This window comes from Bradyrhizobium sp. SZCCHNS3002, assembly GCF_032377435.1.
In the GTDB taxonomy this organism is placed as follows: domain Bacteria; phylum Pseudomonadota; class Alphaproteobacteria; order Rhizobiales; family Xanthobacteraceae; genus Bradyrhizobium.
Map to the genome: position 1 here is coordinate 59,015 of NZ_JAUHHY010000006.1, position 20,315 is coordinate 79,329.

The 20,315-nt window shown below is 64.1% G+C and carries 20 protein-coding genes; 12 read left to right on the plus strand and 8 right to left on the minus strand.

What is annotated here, in order from left to right; translation table 11 throughout:
• Positions 1 to 17 precede the first annotated feature (17 nt).
• Both QW845_RS14350 and msrA read left to right on the plus strand, forming a co-directional pair.
• Positions 18 to 440 (plus strand): OsmC family protein, encoded by a 423-nt coding sequence (locus QW845_RS14350; protein ID WP_250171816.1) that lies wholly within the window; start codon positions 18 to 20, stop codon positions 438 to 440.
• A gap of 228 nt (positions 441 to 668) precedes the next feature.
• On the plus strand, positions 669 to 1,181 hold the full coding sequence (gene msrA / locus QW845_RS14355) for a peptide-methionine (S)-S-oxide reductase MsrA (RefSeq protein ID WP_315802215.1): 513 nt from the start codon (positions 669 to 671) through the stop codon (positions 1,179 to 1,181).
• On the opposite strand, the gene QW845_RS14360 is transcribed toward msrA, so the two are convergent.
• Positions 1,132 to 4,005 carry an ATP-binding protein gene (locus tag QW845_RS14360; protein ID WP_315802216.1) on the minus strand — a complete coding sequence of 958 codons (2,874 nt, stop codon included), beginning with the start codon at positions 4,003 to 4,005 and terminating at the stop codon, positions 1,132 to 1,134. The genes msrA and QW845_RS14360 overlap by 50 nt on opposite strands.
• A gap of 291 nt (positions 4,006 to 4,296) precedes the next feature.
• On the opposite strand from QW845_RS14360, the gene QW845_RS14365 reads away from it, so the two are divergent.
• The gene (locus QW845_RS14365; protein ID WP_315802217.1) at positions 4,297 to 5,283 is read left to right on the plus strand and encodes a tripartite tricarboxylate transporter substrate binding protein; all 987 of its coding nucleotides are present in this window, start codon (positions 4,297 to 4,299) and stop codon (positions 5,281 to 5,283) included.
• A 328-nt stretch (positions 5,284 to 5,611) separates the two neighbouring features.
• On the opposite strand, the gene QW845_RS14370 is transcribed toward QW845_RS14365, so the two are convergent.
• Both QW845_RS14370 and QW845_RS14375 read right to left on the minus strand, forming a co-directional pair.
• A complete protein-coding gene (locus tag QW845_RS14370) occupies positions 5,612 to 6,154 on the minus strand; it encodes a hypothetical protein (protein ID WP_315802218.1) in 543 nt (180 codons plus the stop codon).
• A 145-nt stretch (positions 6,155 to 6,299) separates the two neighbouring features.
• The gene (locus QW845_RS14375; protein ID WP_315802219.1) at positions 6,300 to 7,682 is read right to left on the minus strand and encodes a sigma-54 interaction domain-containing protein; all 1,383 of its coding nucleotides are present in this window, start codon (positions 7,680 to 7,682) and stop codon (positions 6,300 to 6,302) included.
• A 173-nt stretch (positions 7,683 to 7,855) separates the two neighbouring features.
• Between QW845_RS14375 and cydP the strand changes: the two genes are divergently transcribed.
• Genes cydP through QW845_RS14400 form a run of 5 tightly spaced genes read left to right on the plus strand, consistent with a single transcriptional unit; the run spans position 7,856 to position 11,200 of the window.
• Entirely contained in the window at positions 7,856 to 8,044 is a 189-nt protein-coding gene (gene cydP, locus QW845_RS14380) for a cytochrome oxidase putative small subunit CydP (RefSeq protein WP_315802220.1), read from the plus strand.
• Entirely contained in the window at positions 8,041 to 9,597 is a 1,557-nt protein-coding gene (locus QW845_RS14385; protein WP_315802221.1) for a cytochrome ubiquinol oxidase subunit I, read from the plus strand. Before cydP ends, QW845_RS14385 begins: the two co-directional genes overlap by 4 nt.
• Positions 9,598 to 9,608: 11 nt before the next feature.
• Positions 9,609 to 10,751, plus strand: coding sequence for a cytochrome d ubiquinol oxidase subunit II (gene cydB, locus QW845_RS14390; RefSeq protein ID WP_315802222.1), 1,143 nt, complete (start codon positions 9,609 to 9,611; stop codon positions 10,749 to 10,751).
• Positions 10,752 to 10,802: 51 nt separating this feature from the next.
• The gene (gene cydX / locus QW845_RS14395; protein ID WP_315802223.1) at positions 10,803 to 10,919 is read left to right on the plus strand and encodes a cytochrome bd-I oxidase subunit CydX; all 117 of its coding nucleotides are present in this window, start codon (positions 10,803 to 10,805) and stop codon (positions 10,917 to 10,919) included.
• The gene (locus tag QW845_RS14400) at positions 10,916 to 11,200 is read left to right on the plus strand and encodes a cyd operon YbgE family protein (protein WP_315802224.1); all 285 of its coding nucleotides are present in this window, start codon (positions 10,916 to 10,918) and stop codon (positions 11,198 to 11,200) included. The genes cydX and QW845_RS14400 overlap by 4 nt, the downstream gene beginning before the upstream one ends.
• 307 nt (positions 11,201 to 11,507) lie before the next feature.
• Here QW845_RS14400 and QW845_RS14405 read toward each other — a convergent pair whose 3' ends face one another.
• Positions 11,508 to 12,287, minus strand: a complete 780-nt coding sequence (locus QW845_RS14405) for a class I SAM-dependent methyltransferase (protein ID WP_315802225.1) — start codon at positions 12,285 to 12,287, stop codon at positions 11,508 to 11,510.
• Between the two features lie 196 nt (positions 12,288 to 12,483).
• Between QW845_RS14405 and QW845_RS14410 the strand changes: the two genes are divergently transcribed.
• On the plus strand, positions 12,484 to 12,807 hold the full coding sequence (locus tag QW845_RS14410; protein ID WP_315802226.1) for a metalloregulator ArsR/SmtB family transcription factor: 324 nt from the start codon (positions 12,484 to 12,486) through the stop codon (positions 12,805 to 12,807).
• Positions 12,808 to 12,848: 41 nt separating this feature from the next.
• On the opposite strand, the gene QW845_RS14415 is transcribed toward QW845_RS14410, so the two are convergent.
• Genes QW845_RS14415 through QW845_RS14430 form a run of 4 tightly spaced genes read right to left on the minus strand, consistent with a single transcriptional unit; the run spans position 12,849 to position 18,123 of the window.
• Positions 12,849 to 14,720, minus strand: a complete 1,872-nt coding sequence (locus QW845_RS14415; protein WP_315802535.1) for an alpha/beta fold hydrolase — start codon at positions 14,718 to 14,720, stop codon at positions 12,849 to 12,851.
• Between the two features lie 16 nt (positions 14,721 to 14,736).
• The gene (locus tag QW845_RS14420; RefSeq protein ID WP_315802227.1) at positions 14,737 to 15,990 is read right to left on the minus strand and encodes a radical SAM protein; all 1,254 of its coding nucleotides are present in this window, start codon (positions 15,988 to 15,990) and stop codon (positions 14,737 to 14,739) included.
• Positions 15,991 to 16,015: 25 nt separating this feature from the next.
• On the minus strand, positions 16,016 to 17,083 hold the full coding sequence (locus QW845_RS14425) for an NAD(P)/FAD-dependent oxidoreductase (protein WP_315802228.1): 1,068 nt from the start codon (positions 17,081 to 17,083) through the stop codon (positions 16,016 to 16,018).
• Between the two features lie 8 nt (positions 17,084 to 17,091).
• Positions 17,092 to 18,123, minus strand: a complete 1,032-nt coding sequence (locus QW845_RS14430; RefSeq protein WP_315802229.1) for a radical SAM protein — start codon at positions 18,121 to 18,123, stop codon at positions 17,092 to 17,094.
• Between the two features lie 111 nt (positions 18,124 to 18,234).
• Here QW845_RS14430 and QW845_RS14435 point away from each other — a divergent pair, with 111 nt between their 5' ends.
• The 3 genes from QW845_RS14435 (at position 18,235) to QW845_RS14445 (ending at position 20,315) form a co-directional block, all read left to right on the plus strand.
• Positions 18,235 to 18,918, plus strand: a complete 684-nt coding sequence (locus QW845_RS14435) for a hypothetical protein (RefSeq protein ID WP_315802230.1) — start codon at positions 18,235 to 18,237, stop codon at positions 18,916 to 18,918.
• 259 nt (positions 18,919 to 19,177) lie between these two features.
• Complete coding sequence (locus tag QW845_RS14440) at positions 19,178 to 19,558, plus strand: DsrE/DsrF/DrsH-like family protein (RefSeq protein ID WP_315802231.1); 381 nt, start codon at positions 19,178 to 19,180, stop codon at positions 19,556 to 19,558.
• Between the two features lie 31 nt (positions 19,559 to 19,589).
• Positions 19,590 to 20,315 (plus strand): 4Fe-4S dicluster domain-containing protein, encoded by a 726-nt coding sequence (locus tag QW845_RS14445; RefSeq protein ID WP_315802232.1) that lies wholly within the window; start codon positions 19,590 to 19,592, stop codon positions 20,313 to 20,315.

A 20,315-nucleotide genomic window follows, 5' to 3' on the forward strand; every position in this document is an offset into this window, starting at 1 on the left:
CAGCAAGGAGTAACAGCATGATCCGCAAGGCAACGGCATTTTGGCGCGGCACCGGCAGGGACGGCAGTGGGCACCTGTCCAGCGAATCCGGCGTGCTCGCCGAGACGCCCTATTCGTTCAAGACCCGTTTCGAGAGCGAGAAGGGCACCAATCCGGAAGAGCTGATCGCGGCCGCGCACGCGGGCTGCTTCACAATGGCGCTGGCGTTCGGCCTGCAGCTGGCGGGCTTCACGCCGACCGAGCTTTCCACCGAGGCGGCCGTCACGCTCGAGCCGGACGGCAAGGGTTTCAAGATCAGCAAATCGGCGCTCACCTTGCGCGCCAAGGTGCCGAACCTCGACGAGGCCGGCTTTGCCCGCATCGCCGCTGAGGCTGAGAAGAATTGCCCAGTGTCGAAAGTGCTCAACGCTGCGATCACGCTCGACGCCAAGCTGATCTAGGCGAACACGGCAGGGAGCGGGGCATGGCCCACCGGGATCCGCGTTTCGGCCGGGCGCGCGGCTGGCCGTCATGGTCGGCCGTCCCGTCGAGCCTGGGTCTCACGTCGTCCGATGGCAAGCCGGTCTGAGGGAACTGCTTTGCTTGCCATTCAATTGTCAAAGCGCGAGACTTTGTCTTCAATCTCTATGCCCGCTGAAACGCCACCTCGAACAATTGGAGCACGTCAGATGACGACAGAGCGCGCAGTGCTTGCCGGAGGCTGCTTTTGGGGCATGCAGGATCTCATCCGCAAGCAGCCGGGCGTGATCTCGACCCGGGTCGGCTACACCGGTGGAGAGGTGAAGAACGCGACCTACCGCAATCACGAAGGACATGCCGAGGCGATCGAGATCATCTTCGATGCCGCGACGACGAGCTACCGGACGATGCTGGAGTTCTTCTTCCAGATTCACGATCCCACCACGCGCGATCGTCAGGGCAATGATCGGGGATCGAGCTACCGTTCGGCCATCTTCTACACGACGGACGAGCAGAAGCGGGTTGCCGAGGACACGATCGCTGATGTCGAGGCCTCGCATCTCTGGCCCGGCAAGGTGGTCACCGAAGTCGCGCCCGCCGGCGAATTCTGGGAGGCCGAGCCCGAGCATCAGGACTATCTGGAACGTTTTCCGGACGGCTACACATGTCACTTCATCCGCCCGGGCTGGAAGTTGCCGCGGCGCGAGCCCGAAGCTGCGTGATCAGGCGCCGGGCCATGCGCATGTCGGCGGTATCAGCCCCCTCGGTCAGCCGTCCGCAGATCGTCTCGAGAACCTCCGTCGCCTCCGCGGTCCGGCCCTGATCCATTCCGAGGCGCGCGATGCTGATCGCGCATCTCAGCTCCCAGAAGCGGGCGCCGTGTCGGGCTGCGATCGCCATGGCCTCGCGAAAGTAATTCTCGGCGCCGGCCGATTGCTCCCCGTCCCTGAGCATCAGTTCGCCCTTAATGCGGATCAGCTCCGGCAGATACCACCGCTCCTGCCGATCGTCGCAGCGCTTCAGGATGTCCTCAATGGCGGCGAGGCCGCGATCGACCTGGCCGGCCTCGCCAAAGCACGCGGCCAGTTCGCCAAGCAGGGGAAGAAAGCGTGGCAGGACGCGGGCGTCGCCGGCGCGATCGAGCTCATCGCGCAGCAGCGCCAGGCCTGCCGCGCTATCCCCGCGCCTCGACACGATCATCGCATTGAAGGAGCGAGCCCAGAGACTCCAGAGTCGGATCCCGTAGCGGTCGGCGTGTCCGAGCAGCTCAGCGCCATGGCGTTGCGCGGCATCATGGTCGCCGGCGAAGAAGGCGAGAAGGCAGGCGCTCTGTCCGAGCACGCTGCAGAAGGTCAGCGCGTGGCCGTTCGCTCGTCCTTCCTCGATGTTGCGCGCGGCGAGCTCCTGCGCCTGGTCGGCCAGGCCCTGTAGCCACAGGATGCGAGCCCGGAAGTATTGCGTTGAGACCCTGAGATCGAGCGGAAAGATCTTCGGCTTCTCGGTAAGCACATGCAGGGAGGCATTCACCCGGTCGATACGGATCCGGGCCTCGGTCTGGTCGCCGAGATAATGCAGCGCGACGGCCATCAGCCGGTCGGCGAGCATCAGGTCGGTCTTGTCGGGGGAGCTCGCCGCGATGGTGGTGAATCGTTCGGCAAGCGCGCGCGCCTTGCCGAACTGACCATTGTTGAACTGGTCGATGCACAATCCCCACAGCGCCCGCAGCCGGAAGTCCTTGTCGTCGAGCCGGTCCGCGAGCTCGAGCGTTTCCTCGAGGATCGGGCGGGCTTCGCGCGCGCGGCCTTCGCCGTACATCAGCGACCAGCCGAGGGCGCTCAGCAGCTGCATGCGAAGCCGATCCACTCCGTCGGCATTGTCGTCCAGCACCGCAAGCGCAGTCCGCGTCCGTTCGCGGCATTCGGCGAGCAGCGACAGGCGCACCCACAGCGTGACGGCGGCGGCCGTCAGCGCAACGCCGAGCGCAGCGTCGCCGTCGGCGGAGAAGGCCCACTCCAGTGCCGCGCGCACATTGTCCAGCTTGCCGCCATACGTGCTCAACCATGCGTGCAGTGGCGCCGATGTCTCGGTTTCGGCGCGATTGAGCACATCGCGGAAGTACTCCGCGTGGCGCTGCGCAAGACGCCTTTGCTCTCCCGACTCGGCGAGCTTTCCGAGCGCGTAGGTTCGTGTCGTGTCCAGCAGGCGGTAGCGCAAGGTCCGCGCGCCGGACGGGACGATCAGCGATTTGGCGACGAGGTTGTCGATCGCCTCGCTCGTTTCGGCCGCGCTGAGCCCGTCGCCGGATGCGACGGCTACGGCTGCCTCCGGCGTAAACGGTCCGACGAACACGGACAATCGTCGCAGGACGGTGCGTTCCGGGTCCGGCAGAAGATCGTAGCTCCAATCCAGCGCCGCGCTCAGAGTCTGGTGTCGCGGAATGGCCGTGCGCCGGCCGCGCCATTGCAACGAGAAGCGGCTGTCGAGCAGCGACGCCGTGCCGGCGATGCCGTAGGCGTTGACCCGGCCGGCCGCCAGCTCGATCGCAAGCGCGATGCCGTCGAGGCGGCGGCAGATGTCGGCGACGAACGGCGCGTCTTCCGCGCTGAGCTCGGATGGTCCGGAGCCCTGGGCGATGCGTTCGACGAACAATTGCGCCGCGGGGTAGGCGAGGATCTCCGCAACGCCGAGATCGTCGCGCTGGGGCGGACAATCCAGCGGGAACAATCGAAAGATCCGTTCGCCCTCGCTGCGGAACGACTCCCGGCTGGTGGCAAGGACGTGCAGCATCGGCAGGTCGCGGACGAGGCGTTCGGCGAGCGGCGCCAGGGTCTCCAGCACATGCTCGCAGCTGTCGAAGATCAGCAGCGTCCGCTTGTCCTGCAGATTTGCCAGCAGCGCCGGGAGCGGATCGTCCGCGTTGACGGCGAGCCCCACCGCGGAGGCGATGGCGGTTGCGGCGAGCCTGGGATCCCGCAGCGGTCCGAAGTCGATGAAGACAACCTGCCCGGCGAAGTCAGCGGAGCGGCGATGCGCGACAGTGACCGCGACGGCGGTCTTGCCGATGCCGCCCGGGCCGACCACGGTGATGAAGCGGTGCTGCGAGAGCCCGCTTGAAATCTTCTCGACGACGTCCTCCCGCCCGATCATCTTCGCGAGCGACGGCGGCAGCGGTGCGCGAGGCGCGGCGGCTTCGACGGCGGCAGGTGCGACCGGCGGTTGGGTGAGCGGCGCGGCAAAGCAGTAGCCGCGCCCAGGAACGTTCACGACATAGCGGGCCGACTTGCCGCCATCGCCCAGCACCTTGCGCAAGGCGGCGATATGGAAACGAAGGCTGCCTTCGTCGACATGCACGTCGGCCCAGATGCGCTGGACCAGCTCCCGCTTGTCGACGACCTCGCCGGGCCGCTGGGTCAGGGCGATGAGGATGTCAAGGGCGCGACCGCCGATATGAAGCGGCGCGCCATCCTTTTCCAAAAGCCTGGACTTGGGAAAGAGGCGAAATGGCCCAAATGAAATGGCCGAGTCCTGAGTGTCGTTATCCGGCACGCGCCAACGTCCCCTCGGCAGGGAAACTGCATGGTTTTTCTGTACCAGATCGAGGCGTGGAGTAAACTGGTGGAAGCGGCAGGACCAGCCTGGTGCGCAGCCTGGTTCCCGAGCCACGTGGCGAGGACTTGCTCGTTCGAACGAGTGGCCCAATCCATGCCGGGCCCGATCGGCAGACTGCCGGTTGGCAATGGACGCGCGCAGGGAGGGGCCTGTTCGAACTGCTGCGGTCGCGCCGGGACCGATGACTGCCGGTTGCCCTCGTGGGCTTGACGACTTGCGGAATTGAACATGCCCTGGCTCTCGCGCCGACAATTCATCAGTTCCGCCGCGTGGGCGGGCGCGCTCGCCGTGGGCGCGCGCAACGGAACAGCGGCCGATTATCCGACCCGCCCCATTCGGTTGGTCATTCCATATTCGGCGGGGGGATCGGGTGACCAGATCGGGCGCCCCTGGGTCGATCGGATGGCGGCGCAGCTTGGTCCGGTTTTCGCCGAAAACATCGGGGGAGCGGGCGGGGCGATCGGTGCTGCGTCCGTCGCGCGCGAAAAGCCCGACGGCTATTCGCTTCTACTGGGCAACGGCAGCACGCAGGTCATCATTCCCTTGGCGGAACGGCCTGCCTATTCCGCGGGCGACTTCCGAGCCATCTACCGGCTGGTCTCGAGCGCACTGGTCTTCGCGATACATCCTTCGGTGCCCGCGCAGGATCTGCAAACCCTGATCGCCTACGCCAAGGCCCATCCCGGCAAGCTGTCCTATGGCACGCCCGGCGTTGGCACCGGAAATCACCTCGTCGGCGAAATGTTCAAGCGGCAGGCCGGCGGGCTCGATGTCGTCCATATTCCCTATCGTGGCGTGGCGCCGGCGACGAATGATCTCGTCAGCGGTCAGATCCCAGTGTTGATCGCCGTCATGTCGGTCCAATTGCAGCAACTGAGCCGGGCCGGCACGATTCGACTGCTCGCGGTCACCACCGTCGCGCGGCTCAGCGCGGCCCAGGAGATCCCGACCGCAGTCGAATCCGGCATGCCGGACCTCCGCTATGAGGGATGGTTCGGCTTGTTTGCACCCAGGCTCACCCCAGATTCGATCGTCAACCGGCTCGCGCTGGCGACGCGCGCCGTCATGGCGGACCCGGCTCTGCAGGAGGCCTATCGGTCCCAAGGTCTGGAGCCAGACAGCCAGTCGAGCCCAGACAAGTTCCAACGAATTGTCGAAGCCACGTCTGCAAGTTTGGCCCCCGTGATCGAGTCGATCGGGCTACGCTCTGGTTAGTCAGATGGTGAATTCGACGCGACCGCGGAGCCCCCGACCTGCGCCACACGGGCCATCAGCCCTCGTCACCTCTTGGGCGCACTGTTGAAGCAAGACATGCCGAGCGCCAGCAATGGCAGAACAGAAGCCGAAAACTGAGAGCCTTTTTCGACCAGAACGCCGCAACGAATTCGCAACGAAATGGGTGAAATGAACGTGAACAAAACGGGACTATACGAATCGCGATGGAAGAAAAATCAATAACTTAGGAAATATCCCGTGCGTTCGGGACGCAGGGGTCGCAGGTTCGAATCCTGCCGCTCCGACCATTTTTTGAGGCGCTCAGCTTTTATCTCCCGAGAAGCGCAACGAAACGTACAATGAAATCACGCGGCGCCGCCCTGCACCATCCGGCATATCGGCTGTTCGTGAGCATTTGCCGCCTTCCTCCAAACGCCTCAGCCGCCTCGCCCTGGAAATCCTGATGGTGGGGGCCGTAGGTTTGCTCTAACTGCTCGACGGTCGTGCCGAGCCAACCGGCCGCTTGCCAATGGTCGGTGCCTTGCTGCGTCAGCGACGTCGCGGCCGTGTGGCGCAGGGAGTGACGCACGACGTCATCGCCAAGCCCTGCGTCTTCCAGAATGCCCCATGCCGAGCGGATCTTGCCGGCGAGCGGCTGGCGATCGTGCATGCGGTTGATCGAAGCGGATCTCCTTGCCGGTATCGAAAAGGCCGCTGCGCGCGGCTCTGCAGATCGGCATCCGTCGATCTTACGCCAGCGCACCAGATGCGGCCGCAGCCGATTGGCGATCTTGGCCGGCGGTCCGCCCTTCTTTGTTCTGCGGCCATCGCATGGAGGTCCATCCATGGATGCGTCGTCGTCGGCACCCATTGCGTCCGGCGGATCGTCTCCTCGCGCCGGGGGCTTAGAGCCCAATCAGGATGAAGCGGGCCGCCGGCCGGCGTGCTCGCACCCATCAACGACCTGTTCTTTCGTGTGCGAGGACTTGACGTAGTTCCTTGGTAGACGACAGCGCCTATCCAGCGTCCAATTCCTTCAGCTTCCGGTAAAGCGTGCGCAGGCTGATGCCGAGGGATTTTGCAAGCGCTTCCCGATTGCCGCGATGCGTCGACAGGGCGGTCCGAAGCGCTCGCGCTTCCCGTTCCTTCAATGACAGCGAGCTCTCATCCTCGGCATGCAGCAGCCTTGCTGCCGTTCGCTGCGCATTGTCGCGACCCGTGATGCCCGGCGCTCGCAACGCCAGAGCACGCTCGATCGTTGCGGCTGAGATGACATCGTCATCGCAGAGCAGGGCCGCGCGCTCCAACACGTTGCGCAACTCGCGAACATTGCCCGGAAAAGCGTAGCCCTCGAGCCGTTCGAGTGCCGGGGGGGACAAGGTGAGCTTTCGCTCCGGTGCCACGCGGGCAAGCAGCGCTGCGGCGAGAAGCGGTAGATCGCCGGGGCGGTCGCGCAATGCCGGCAGAAGGATCGGAAAGGTCGACAATCGGTAGTAGAGATCGTTGCGAAAGCGCCCGTCTGCCACCATGCGCTCGAGGTCCCGATGCGTTGCCGAGACCAGTCGCACGTCGGCGCGACGCAGCTCCGTGCTGCCGACCCGGCGATAGGTGCCGCTTTCGAGCAGCCGGAGCAGCTTCACCTGCATCGCAAGGGGGATGTCGCCGACCTCGTCGAGAAACAGAGTGCCGCCGCTGGCGGCTTCGACCAGCCCGCTCTTTGCCGTATGCGCGCCGGTATAGGCGCCCTTTTCGTGACCGAACAATTCGCTCTCGAACAAGGTCTCCGGCATGCTGGCGCAATCGACGACGACCAGCGGGTGCGAGGCGCGCATGCTCGCTTCGTGAACGGCCGCAGCGACGAGCTCCTTGCCGACGCCGGACTCGCCAAGCAGCAAAACGCTCGCGTTCGATGGACCAACCCTCGCGACCAGTTCGAGCATCTGCCGAAACGGCGCAGAACGCCCGATCAACCCTCGCGCCGCCGGCTCTCCCTTGGCAATCCGAAGTGGCTCCATCTTCTCGACAAACCAGGCGTCGTGTCCCAACGTGTCGCGGACGGGCGTCAACTCGATGTTCACGTAGGCTTCGCCAATCGGCGTGTGATGCAGATGCAGCACGCGCTCGCGCTGACCGGTTTTCTGCAGGCGCGCACGCGGACAGCTTTCTCCGGCCTGATCGCAAGGCACGGTGAAATGGTGAGACACTTCATAACAGGTGCGGCCGACGACCGATTCGTTGGGGCTGAAGTGGGCGCGATAGGCCGCGTTTGAAGCGATGATCCGGTACTGCTCGTCGACGAGAATATGCGGCTCCGGAAGGGCTTCGAGATAGGATGCAAGTTCGGGCTTCCGGCGAGTGGCCTCTGGCAGCCGGCCCGGCACTCGCGCTTTCGACGTCATCCTGCTCCGCCGCTCCGTGTCGTTCCTTCGCTGCACTGTGCCATGGACTGCCAAATAATGCCAGAATTGGCATCATGGCACGGGACGCGATGACGGCCGTTTCGGCAACAGATTGAAATAACACAATAATTCATCACGCCGCCCGCTGGCACGGGTCTTGTTAAGCAATGGCCATGAATGACAGGCGCCTCTTCCGACATCTGGGCGTCGCGATCGTCGCCAAACTCGTGCTGCTCCTGGCGCTGTGGTGGGCGTTTGTTCGCGACGCCCGCATCGACGTCGATGCGCCGACCACTGCTGCTCATCTTGCCGGCGTCAATTCCGCGCGGCAGCCGCTGGGCTTGCCAGGAGCTCTCCCATGATTCCCGACCAACTCGTCGATCTGTCGCGGCTACAGTTTGCCGCGACCGCCATGTATCACTTCCTGTTCGTGCCGCTCACGCTCGGCATGGTGTGGCTGCTCGTGATCATGGAAGCCGTGTACGTGATGACCGGCGCCGTGGTCTGGAAAGACATGACCCGTTTCTGGGGCAAGCTGTTCGGGATCAACTTCGCGCTCGGCGTCACCACCGGCATCACGCTCGAATTCCAGTTCGGCACCAACTGGGCCTACTATTCGCACTATGTCGGCGATATATTCGGAGCGCCGCTGGCGATCGAGGGCCTGATGGCCTTCTTCCTCGAAAGCACCTTCATCGGCCTGTTCTTCTTCGGCTGGGATCGCCTGCCAAAGACCCAGCATCTGATGGTGACCTCGCTGATGGCGATCGGCACCAATCTCAGCGCGCTGTGGATTCTCATTGCCAATGGCTGGATGCAGAATCCCGTGGGGGCCGCGTTCAGCTGGCAGACCATGCGCATGGAGATGGTCGATTTCTGGGCCGTCGTCTTCAATCCCGACGCGCAGGCCAAGTTCGTCCATACCGTCTCGGCGGGCTACGTCACCGGCGCGATGTTCGTGCTGTCGATCTCGAGCTGGTACCTCCTGAAGGGCCGCGACATCGAATTTGCCAAGCGCAGCTTCCGGGTCGCCGCCGCGTTCGGGCTGGCCAGCGTCGCGAGCGTCATCGTGCTGGGCGATGAGTCCGGCTACACGGTCGGTGAGGCGCAGCAGACCAAGATGGCCGCGCTGGAGGCGATGTGGGAGACCGAGCCGGCGCCGGCCGGGCTGAAGCTCCTGGCTGGCATCAACGAGAAGGCGGGCCGGAACGATTGGGAGATCGAGATTCCCTGGGTGATGGGCCTGATCGGCACACGCTCCGTCAGCAAGACGATCCCCGGCATCCGTGAGATCAAGGAACACAACCGGCGGCGGATCGTCGATGGCATCACGGCGGTCCAGGCGCTGGAAGCGCTGCGCAAGGACCGTCATGACCAGGCTGCACTGGCCACGCTCGAGCAGACCAAGGGCGATCTCGGCTTTGGCCTGTTGTTGAAGCGATACACCGCCGACGTGGCCCAGGCGACGCCAGCGATGATCGATCGTGCGGTCGACGATACCGTGCCGCCGGTGTCGCCGATGTTCTGGAGCTTCCGCGTGATGGTCGGGCTCGGCTTTGCGATGCTTGTCCTGTTTGCGATGGCCTTTCTCAGCACGCTGCGGCTGCAATGTGCGGCGCGGCCATGGATCATGCGTGCCGCCGTGATGCTGCTGCCTGCGCCCTGGATCGCGAGCGAGCTCGGCTGGTTCGTCGCGGAATATGGCCGCCAGCCTTGGACCATCTACGGCGTGCTGCCGACCCATCTGTCGGTGTCGACGCTGAGCGTCGCCAGTCTCTACGGCTCGCTCGCCGGCTTCGTTGGCTTCTACACGCTGCTGCTGGTGGTCGAGATGTATCTGATGGTGAAGTTCGCCCGGATCGGCCCGGGCAGCCTCGGCACCGGCCGCTATCAATTCGAACCCAAGCCCGTCTGAAGGACGCCGTCATGCTCGATTATCCCACATTGAAGGTCCTCTGGTGGCTGCTCGTCGGGGTGCTGCTGATCGGCTTCGCCATCATGGATGGTCATGACATGGGCGTCGGCACTTTGCTGCCATTCGTCGGCCGCACCGACACTGAGCGCCGCGTCGTCATCAATACGGTCGGCCCGCATTGGGACGGAAACCAGGTCTGGTTCATCACGGCCGGCGGCGCGATCTTCGCCGCGTGGCCCGTGGTGTATGCAACGGCGTTCAGCGGATTCTACTGGGCGATGCTGGCCGTGCTCTGGGCCTTGTTCTTTCGCCCCGTTGGATTCGACTACCGCAGCAAGATCCACAACGTCACCTGGCGGCGGACCTGGGACTGGGGCCTGTTCATCGGCGGGGCGGTACCACCTTTGATCTTCGGCGTCGCGTTCGGCAATCTGCTCCAGGGCGTTCCGTTTCACTTCGATCGCTACCTGGTCTCGACCTATAGCGGCAGTTTCTGGCAGCTCCTCAATCCGTTCGCGCTGCTTGCGGGCGTGGTCTCGAGCGCCATGATCACGCTGCACGGTGGCGTCTACCTGGCGCATCGCACCGAAGGCGCCATCCAGGCCCGCGCCGTCCGTGGTGCGCTCGGAGCCGCGTCGATCATGGTGATCGCCTTCATCGGTGCCGGGCTCTGGCTGCGCTTCGGCGGCTTCCAGGGCTACGCCATCACCTCGGTGCTCGATCCGGCCGCGCTTCCAGATCCGCTCGCCAAGACCGTGGTCCGCAGCGCCGACGCGTGGTGGGGCAACTATGGCCGATGGCCCGTGCTGTGGGCGCTGCCGCTGCTCGGTATCGCGGGCGCGCTGCTAGCGGGCGCACTCGCCGCCGCCGATCGCACCCTCGCAGCCTTCGTGTCGTCATCACTTGCCATTGCGGGCGTCATCGGCACGGCCGGGGCCAGCATGTTTCCCTTCGTCATGCCGTCCTCCTCGGTTCCGGATGCCAGCCTCACGGTGTGGGACAGCGTCTCCAGCCACCTCACATTGGGGCTGATGTTCTGGGCCACGATGGTCTTGATGCCCTTGATCATCGTCTACACCGGCTGGGCCTATCGCGTCATGCACGGCAAGGTCACGGAAGCCCAGATCCACGCCAACGAACATTCCGCATACTGACGGCGGTCCGATCCCCACGCCGCCGGAGCGGCCAACTCGAAGAGCTTAGTCATGTGGTATTTCGCCTGGACTCTCGGCGTCGGCTTCGCTGTCTTGCTTGCTATCATGAACGCGATGTGGGGCGAGACCGAGGAGGCGCGCAAGGCCAGCAACCGGACGGGGGAATGAACATGGCGCCGGTAGCCACGTCTCAGGCGCGCATCCATCTGCCGTGCCTCGTGGCCGCGCTGGTGATCATGCTGGCGAGCACGCTCTATCCGCCGTTCCTGGCGAACGCCGCAGGGCGCGCCGACCACCTGTCGGCCGGTCTGGCATTCTGGGCCATGAGCGCAGGCTTCGTCCGCGGCGTCGGCTTCGTGCCGCACGCGATCTTGCCGCGATGGCTGTTCTCCGGATCCGTATGTCTGCTGACTCTGCTGGCCTTGACGGGACTGAAAGTCCTCACGTGATCACGCAAAGGCTGAGTGCACGCTTTCGCAAAAACCATCAGCTCCAGCGTCGCAGCGAAGCCGATAGCCGGGCAAATCTCAGTCTGTCACGAGACTGACTTCGACTATGGAATAGGCCATTTTGCTCTCCGAGGATCAGCTCAGCGTCTTGGCATTCTCGTCCTCTACGGCCAGGCATGATGGATTTCGTCATTTGGATGTCCATTGCGACTAGCCTTGCCTAGAAAAGGAAGTGCGTCTCATCCTTGACTGGAGTCAAAGATGAGACGCATGCGTGCGATCGATTCCGTGGACCAGGAGAGCGCGATCAGGAAGGCCGGTGCGCGACCATTCCGATCAGCGCAGAGCGGCCATGATGGCCGCTGCCTTCGCTGAGCTCGGTCTCGTATTCGCGCAGTTCGATGATCTCCAGCTCATGGAACGCCTCTCGGAGCATGGCTTCCGTATAGAGGTGCGAGACGGCGGAAGGGCCGCCCGTCTTGTATTCCAACTGCTTGGGCGTATAGCCCTGCAGGATCAGGATCCCGCCCGGCTTCAGGCTTGCGATCATGCGCGCGAACAGCCGCTTCCTCAAATCCGGGGCGGCGAACTGCACGAAAATCGCCGCGATGCCGTCATACGCCGCACTTGGCCACGCGAAGCCGTCGCAATCGGCAAGCTGGTAATTCACGCTCACTCCGGCTGATGCGGCAAGCTTGCTCGCTTTCGCCAGACCCACTTCCGAGATGTCGAAGGCGTCGACCTGGAATCCCTGCCGGGCGAGCCAGACGCTGTTACGGCCTTCTCCGTCGGCGACGCAGAGAATACGACCGCGGTGCGGGAACGCGCCGGCATGGCGGCGCAGCCATTGATTGGGGTCGGTTCCGAAAACGAAATCATCGCTTTCGAACCGTCGGTTCCAGCGGCCGGCGTCGGCGTCTGGCGGTACGTTCGTGACCATCGGCAATCCCACTTTGAAGATGACAAGCGTGTTTGTTGGCAGACGCAGGGAGCTTGCGAACTCGCTCGGTATCAGCTTGCGAACCCTTGATCGCAAGCTAGGCGAACTGAAAGCCGGATTGTAGTTCTCCATCAGCTCGTCAGACATGGCGGGCGCGTGAGCAGGACACGCTCGCTCCGGCGTCTCGATACCGTCTCGCACGAACCGCGCCGGGACAGGCTCGACCGCCTGTTTGTTATCGTCTCGCCAAAGTGATAGCAACACGGGGCGGCCATCGACACGACGCAGTGGCCGCCTGGATGTAACCGACCGAATCGGGCGATTGGGGAATATGCGGACGAACATGGCAACCAAGCGTGCACGCAGCAGGTCTTCGCTCGAGCCTGACGCGTTGCTCGAGAAGGCTCACAAGGCAAGCGAATTCCTCAAGGCGCTGTCGCACGAAGCGCGGCTTGCCATTCTCTGCCTGCTGCTGGACGGAGAGAAATCCGTCAGCAGCATCGAGGACTCGCTGCAGCTCCGCCAGCCGACGGTGTCGCAGCAACTTGCCCGGCTGCGCGCGGACGATCTCGTCAAGGTACGCCGGGACGGCAGAAACGTGTATTATTCGGTTGCGCGGCCGGAAGTGATCGAGGTCATGTCCGCCCTTTATCGCGCCTTCTGCTAGGTGGTGCTGATGGAGTCTCGCTGCCTGCCGGAGCTCTTCCGTCAGGCGGAGCCGGGGACGGCCGCGACCGTGTTTTCAGCGGTCACTCGATCGATGAACCCGGCCGCTGCGGCTATCACCGCCGAGGTCGCCTGCTGGTGGGGCGCGTGCCCACAGCCTTCCAGCACGCAGGTCTCGATCCGGGCCGGCACGAGGGCGCGGAGTGTCTCAAGCTGCGCATGCGTGAAGAACTCGTCTTCGCTGCCCTGAACAGCGAGCACCGGGGCGCGAACCCGTCCAACGTAGGGCTTGATACCCCAGTCGCGCGCTTCTTCTCCGGTCCAGGCATCGACCAGCCGGCCAAAAAGATGGTCGGTTCTGCTGCCATGATACCGTGCGAGCCGCGCCCTCAGGTCACCGTGCTCGAAGTCCCTGATCTGGGCGGCGATGCCGTCAACGGTCCGCTGTTCGCGGAAGAGGTGAGGGGCGATCGCGACGACCCCGCTGACCTCATCGGGAAACGCGCCGGCAAACGTCAACGCGATCGCAGCACCGTCGGAGTGTCCGACCAGGATCGGACGCCGCGCTCCGGTCGTCCGTAGTACTTCGGGCAGGGCATCCAGAGCCTCGGCGAGCAGATATTGCCGCGAATGGGGCAGCTCGAGCGGCTCCGAGTCACCGGAGCCCCAGCGGTCGAACACCAGGACGGAGGAGCCGGTCGCAGCCGCAAGCCGCTCGGGGAAATCGCGCCACAGCCGGGCGCAGCCCAAGGCGTCATGCAGCAGGACGAGCGGCGGACGTTCCGGTCGCGTCGCCGCGAGCCAATGGCCGCGAAGCCTACGGCCGGCCGCAACGAAGCTGAGCTGCCGCGCTGCCGCGACGACAACATCGCGAATGTCCGGCGGGCCGAGATTGACGAAGTCGGCCGACGTGCGCGAGAAGAAGTTCTCGACGATCGATCCGGCATTGGCCAGTTCGGCGCCGCGCAGCGCCGCCTCGAGATCAAAGATGACGCGTGGCGGCGTGACGAAGAAATCGCCGGTGATCAGAGCTTCGCGAATCCGTCCGCGGTCCGGCCCCTCGAGGCGGATATCGGCGCGCAGGCTGCCGCCACGCCGCGTCAGAGTGGCACTGACCAGCGAGCCGTCCACCTCGGGAGCGTCGACCATCTCGACGAAGTCGTCACTGCCGATCTCGTCGCGATACAGCTGCTCGGCGAGTTCTTCTTCGAACATCGATACCTGGCCCCATTGCGGGACAATGCCGAGGCCTTCCGCGAGGCCGTCAAGCAGGCCTTGCTGGATGGTGGCGAGATCAGGAAGGTTGTCGCCGAGGATCTCGCGCATGCTGACGACGCGCTGGCGGGCCGAAGCGAGGTCGCGCTTGGCGAGCTTTTCCACCGGCACTTTGAGCGCGGCGATCATCTGCTCGGGGTCGAAGTCGATCAGCAGAGTTCCCTGGTAGAACAGCGTATCGCCGTCAAAGAAGCCGCCGGTGCCGCTGATCTTGCGGCCGTCGACGTCGATGTCGTTGCGCGGGCGGTAGCGCGCGGGGACGCCGAGCTTGTTGAGCCCGAGTGCGACGCTTTCGCAGATCCGCCGTGTTGTTTCGGTGAGATCCACCGTGCCCAGGCTGGAGCGGCCGAACACGAGTTCCCATCCGATCTGGCCCTCGTCGAGATAGAGACCGCCGCCTCCCGTGATCCGCCGGCCGATCTCGATTCCCTTGCTCCGGCAATAGTCGAGCCGGACCTCATGGCTCAGGATCTGATGCATACCGACGAGCGCCGACGGACGAAACCGCAGGAAGCGGATGGTATCGGGAATCCGCCGTGCCTTGTGAGCGTCGATGAGCGCCTGGTCGAAGGCGATATTGGCGCGTCCGCCCCGAATCCCGGTGTCGATGACCCGAAATGACTTGACGCTATTGGCCATCGCATCTTCCTCCCGATTATTTGGGTAGCCCGCGCCGCAGTTGGCTGCGCACGTGGCGAATGTCGCGGCGATCGGGCTTGAAAGGGTATGAAGCAATGTCGCGCGGCGGCGAGTCGCCGTAAGGGCGGTCGCAGGCGGACACATCAGCGGCCTCCTTGCCCGGGCAACCGGACGTGCGGAAGGCCACGCCCGCGTCGATGATCGCGTCAACTTCGTCCTGCGGCAGACCAAAATCGACGAGTTGACCGCGCTCGTCGAAACGCATGCGCTGCAGGGAATGGCTTCGATAGTCGATGAGATAGCGGGCGAGCTGTATGCGTCGCCATTGCGGGCGCGGCGCCGGCGGGAGATGATCCATCAAAGAGCCTTGTTCGGGAAAGAATGCGAACAGGTGGCTGTGGCCGCCGAGGTCGCGAATTCTCTGCACCTGCGAGAGAACGTCGTGGTCGCTCTCGCCCATCCCAACGATGAGATGGGCGCCGAAACGTTCCGGGCCGAATATCTCGGCGGCGGCCAGCAGGATCTCCCAATATTTGTCCCAGCTATGCGGCGATTGAACGCCGTCGCCGCGGGTGCGGTCGAAGATGACCGGGTTGGCGGCATCGAGCGCGACCGTAAATATCTCGGCGCCGAGATCCTTCAGCTCCTGCACATCCAGTCGGGTCATCGTCGTCGGGTTGGACAGGATGGACACGGGCACGTGCCTGATGCGTTCAACCCATTTCCGCAGGACGATGCGGGTGTCCTCGTCCGACCGCGGATGCGTGATCATGCTGATACACATGCGATGGAAGCGCCCGCCGTCGCCGCCCGATGCGACGATGTCGATCACCTGGTCGTAAGGCACCGCAGGCCAGTCGACACGAATAAAGTTGCGGTCGGCATAGTCGCGCTCCGCTTCGCGATGGCGCGCAAGCCCGCAATAAGCGCAGTTGGCGCGGCAGCCCTCCGGGTAGGTCAGCAGCAGGTTCAGGCAACGGGTGCAACTGGTGCGATGCATGTAGCCGTTCATGATGCCGAGGGTGATCGCCGCTGCCGTCGACATTTGCACGTAGTCGGGTGATCGCATGTTCGGCGTCAGAACGTTGTCGTTCGGCAGGTAGACGCCTTCCGGCCGCGCGTCCTGTGCTTTCACGCGCCCGCCGTTGCGTGCTTCTGCCGGCACGTCGCCGGGCGCGCGCGGCCGCATGGCTTCGGCCGCGTTGAAGGCGCGCGTCTCCCCGGTGAGGAAATCCGGCACCGGATGCGTCGGTCCTTCGAGACAGCTCATGACTTCCTCTCCTGATCCTGCATTTTCACGCCCAATAGTTCGGCGAACTGATCCACCCCTCGGCGAGCGCAGCCGCGTCGGGGCGACGGCCGTCGCCGTATTGCGCCAGAACTTGCCGTCGTCGCCGTGATGCCCGGCTCAAGGCCGCATCGAAAATGTCGCTGAGCTCTTCGTCATAATCATTGAGGGCGCCGCTGCGGCCGGACAGCATGTCTGCCGCGGCTTGCCCGGCGAGTGCGCCCGATTGCACGGCGGAGGCGATGCCGGCGCCGGTCACGGGGTTGGTCAGGCCCGCCGCATCGCCGGCCAGCAACACCTGGGTTGCGCCAAGCCGGCCTGTCGAACCCACCCTGCCGCCCACGGGTATCGCCCCGCCCGTCAACGCGAACGGGCGCGTTCCGATGCGGCGCGATGCCGACAGCGCGCCAAAGAGCGCGGCGAGCATCGGTTTCAGCCGCCGCCGGTCCTCCATCATGACGCCAACGCCGATATTGGCCACGGCGCCCTTGGGAAACAGCCAGCCATAGCCGCCGCGATAGTCGGCGCTCAGGAAGATATCCGTGGCATCGTGCGGCACGATCAGCGGCGCGGTCAGTTGCCTCGTATCGACGAGCGCGCGATTGGTCTGGCCGATGGCCGCGCCGACCCGCGAGCGAGGGCCGTCGCAGCCGATCAGGACGCGCGGCTTCATGGCAAGACCATCGGACGTATGAATTGTGCCGTCGATGTCGATGGCAACCACGGAGGTGCCGTATCGGCACGCGGCTCCCGCATTCGCCGCCTCATCAGCGAGCATTCGATCGAAGGCGGCGCGATCAATCATCCAGCCGCGGAAATCCGGCGTTTCCTCGCAATCCGTCGCCTCGGTGAAGGTCAGCATGCGCGTGATCTTCTGTTGGGCGACGGCCGTGATGTTCGGAACGTCCCGCTCGATCATGGCGGGCACGAACTCGGCACACTGGACCGGGCGACCCGCCTCGAGCCGGCGATCCACGGCGACGACGCGGTAGCCGGCCTTCGCGGCAACTGCGGCCGCACGACTCCCAGCCGGTCCAAGCCCGACGACGACGATATCCGTTGCCTCGGCGTTCATCGTGCACCTCAGGCTGCGCAAGCCCGCCGTCCGGCGAGGCCGTCAAGCGCGATCGAGCAGCAGGCATGCTCCTGCTCGACCGGGCGACCGATGGCGCGGGCAAGAGCTACGATGCCGTCCGCGGGATAGGCGATGCCATCAAATCCGGCCATGACGGCGTATGCGTCGGTCATCAGCTTGTGGCGGCCCGCGGGGCGGATACAGCCAAGTTGAACCGGCGCGTGACTGATGCGTTGCCGCGCGGCGACCAGCACCTTTGCCACGTCGTCGGTGGATATCGTGGCGAAGGGCCGATCCGGCGGCGCATAGATCGGGGTCACCACCACCAGGATCAACGCGGCGACCGGATGGCGCGAAACGATGTCCAGCGCGGTCTCCTCGCCGAGCAGCCGGCCATAGTGCAGACCGATGACGATGTGTGGCACGACCTGCATCTTGGTGCCCGAGAGCGCGGCGAGCGTCGCCTCGAAATCCGCGACGGGACGGTCGAGGTGATAGACGTCGCGGATCGTCTGCTGCGAGCCGATCACGTCGAGCATCGCGACGTCGACCCCGGCCGCTTCCATGGATCGGGCGCGCCGTTCGTCGAGCAACGCGGAATGGATGGCAATGCGCAGATGGGGAAAGTCGCGCTTGAGCCTTTCGATGGTCGGATAGAAGCGGTCGTACGGAACCTCGTTGCGGCGGTTGGATCCGCCCGAGAGCAGGAACCCGCGCAGATCCTTGAGCAGAACGAGATCGCGCACCTTGCGGTCGAGTTCGTCCGGGGTCGTTGCCGCGATCATCGGTTCGAGGATCTTCGCCTGACAGTGATCGCAATTCAGCGCGCAAGCGCCGCCGGTGATGGAAAAGGCAGGAAAACTCGCCTTGCCGCAGCCCTTGAGTTCCTCGCTGGCATAGGCGCGGAACGTCGGCGTGTAGAACCGCATCGGCCCGAGTGCGCGCTCGCGCGCCGTCGCCTCGAGCGCATCGACGAGCCCGCGATCAAAACACAGGTCGTCAAGCGGCTCGATCTCCTTCAGCTTCTCGTACCACGCCATTGTGTTCCTCGCTGGTCACATGCGAAAAAGCATATATATTGTGCCGTCGGCTTCGGCCGCCATTGACGCATCATCTGTTGGTCGCGGTTCGCCATGAAGACACTCTGCGTCTTGCAGCATTTCGAAGCCGACTATCTCGGCTTGATGGAAGATCAATTCGAGGGACGCAACGTCGGCTTTCGCTATTGCCGGCCGTTCGCGGCCGGAGGATCGATACCTGCGACGGCGGGGGACTTTGACGGCCTCATTGTTCTTGGCGCCGGACCGCTCGGAGTCGTCAGCGGCAACCTGCTTCCGAGCCTCGGGCCGGAGTTGCGGTTGGTACGGGATTTCCTGGCGCGCGGCTTGCCCGTCATCGGCATCGGAGCCGGCAGCTGCATACTTGCGACCGCGTGCGGCGGCGGCACTCAGGAAGCTCCGCTCCGCTTCGTCGTGGAGACGGCCCGACGGGTCGATCCCGCTGCGCTCGGCGGTCATCTGCCGCAATCCTTTCCCGTGGCGATCTACATGCGCGATCGCCCGGTGCTGCCGGCCGATGCAAGTGTTCTCGCGATCGACTCTGCGGGGGAGCCGGCGGTGTTTCAGCTTCGTGATAACTGCTTCGGGTTCCTCGGCCATCCCGGAATCAAATCGGCCATGATCGAGGATCTGATCATGGCATTCGACGAATGTCCTGATCGCACGGCGGAAACGCTCGCCGATCTGCGCGTGGTGCAGCGCGAGATTGCTGCGGCGCTCGGGCCGCTGATGATTGGTTTGATCGAGTCGACGCATTTGATGCGGCCGCTCCCGTAGGACCGTTCTCCCGAGCAACGAATTATTTTCTTCACCCTATAGATGTCATTCAAAAAATGGAATATGTTTTGTGCGTTCGTCCGATGGATTGGATGAAATCGATGTCAGCTTGTTGTCCACCTGGGACTTCGGTTCCTGGGCTTGTTGATCTTCATCAACCCCAAGGCGATGCGCCTCGAGATAACTTGTCGTGTACGCTCCTGTGTCGATGTGCGCTACGCACGTTCAATAGCAGACGATCGGGGAGGACATCGTAGGAATGGCGAAAAAGCTCATCATCATCATGGTCAATACCGATCCTCGCAACGGCGAGGAGCTCGGCGCGCCGTTCTTCCAGGCCACTGTTGCCGCGGCGATGGACTACGAGGTCGATGTCGTCTGTACCGCGACGGCGGGGCAGCTCATGAAAAAGGGCGTGGCCGAGAAGCTCGTGGTCAAGCCCGGATCTCCGAAAACCGTCTATGACTTCATCAAGGACGCGCACGGAGCTGGAGTGAAGTTCTATTGCTGCTCTCCGAACCTCGATCTCTTCGACATGACCGAGCAGGATCTGATCCCTGAATGCGAGGGCATCGTCGGGGGTGCAAAGGTCATCGAAGAGGTGATGGAAAACGATAACGCCAAGGTGCTGACCTACTGAGGAGAGCCGCCAGATGACGAGCGGAGCTTCAATGCAGCTGACCTCTATCGGCGACCCGGTCTCCGAGGCGCCGGTCGTTCCCTATGAGAAGCTGGAAGAGGTGTTCGACGACATTCGCTCGCACGTCCTCTACGATCATGAGCTGCACGGCTGTCTCAATTGCGGCATCTGCACCGCGACCTGTCCCTCGGCGCACTACTACGATTATTCGCCCCGCGAGATCGTCCAGCTGCTGTGGACCGAAAATCTCGAGGGCATCTACGACGCGATGCAGGAGAAGATCTGGTCCTGCGCGCAGTGCTACACCTGTGCCGCCCGCTGTCCGTTCGAGAATTCACCGGGCGGGCTCGTCATGATCATGCGCGAGGTCGCGATCAAGCATGGCATGCAGTCGGCGAAAGATGTTCTGCGACCGTTCTCGCGGGTGCTTCTGAAGGTCATTTCCACGGGAAATCAGCTCGCGCCCAACATGATCACGCGCGATGCGTTTCCCGACTGGGGCCCGAACGTCGCCAAGGTCGATGCTCCGCTCAATATCCTGCGCAAGGCCATTCCAGTCCCAACCATGCACACCATGGACACGGCCTGGGAGGTCAACCTGAAGACGTCCGTCGAACTCTACACCATTTGGGAGGCGACCGGCGTGCTCGATCAGCTCGAGACGATCGACGAGAATCTGTTCGACGTCGTCAGCGACGTGATGGATGAGAAGCGCGAGGAATACAACGAGTGGCTTGAAGAGCAGCAGGAAGAATAG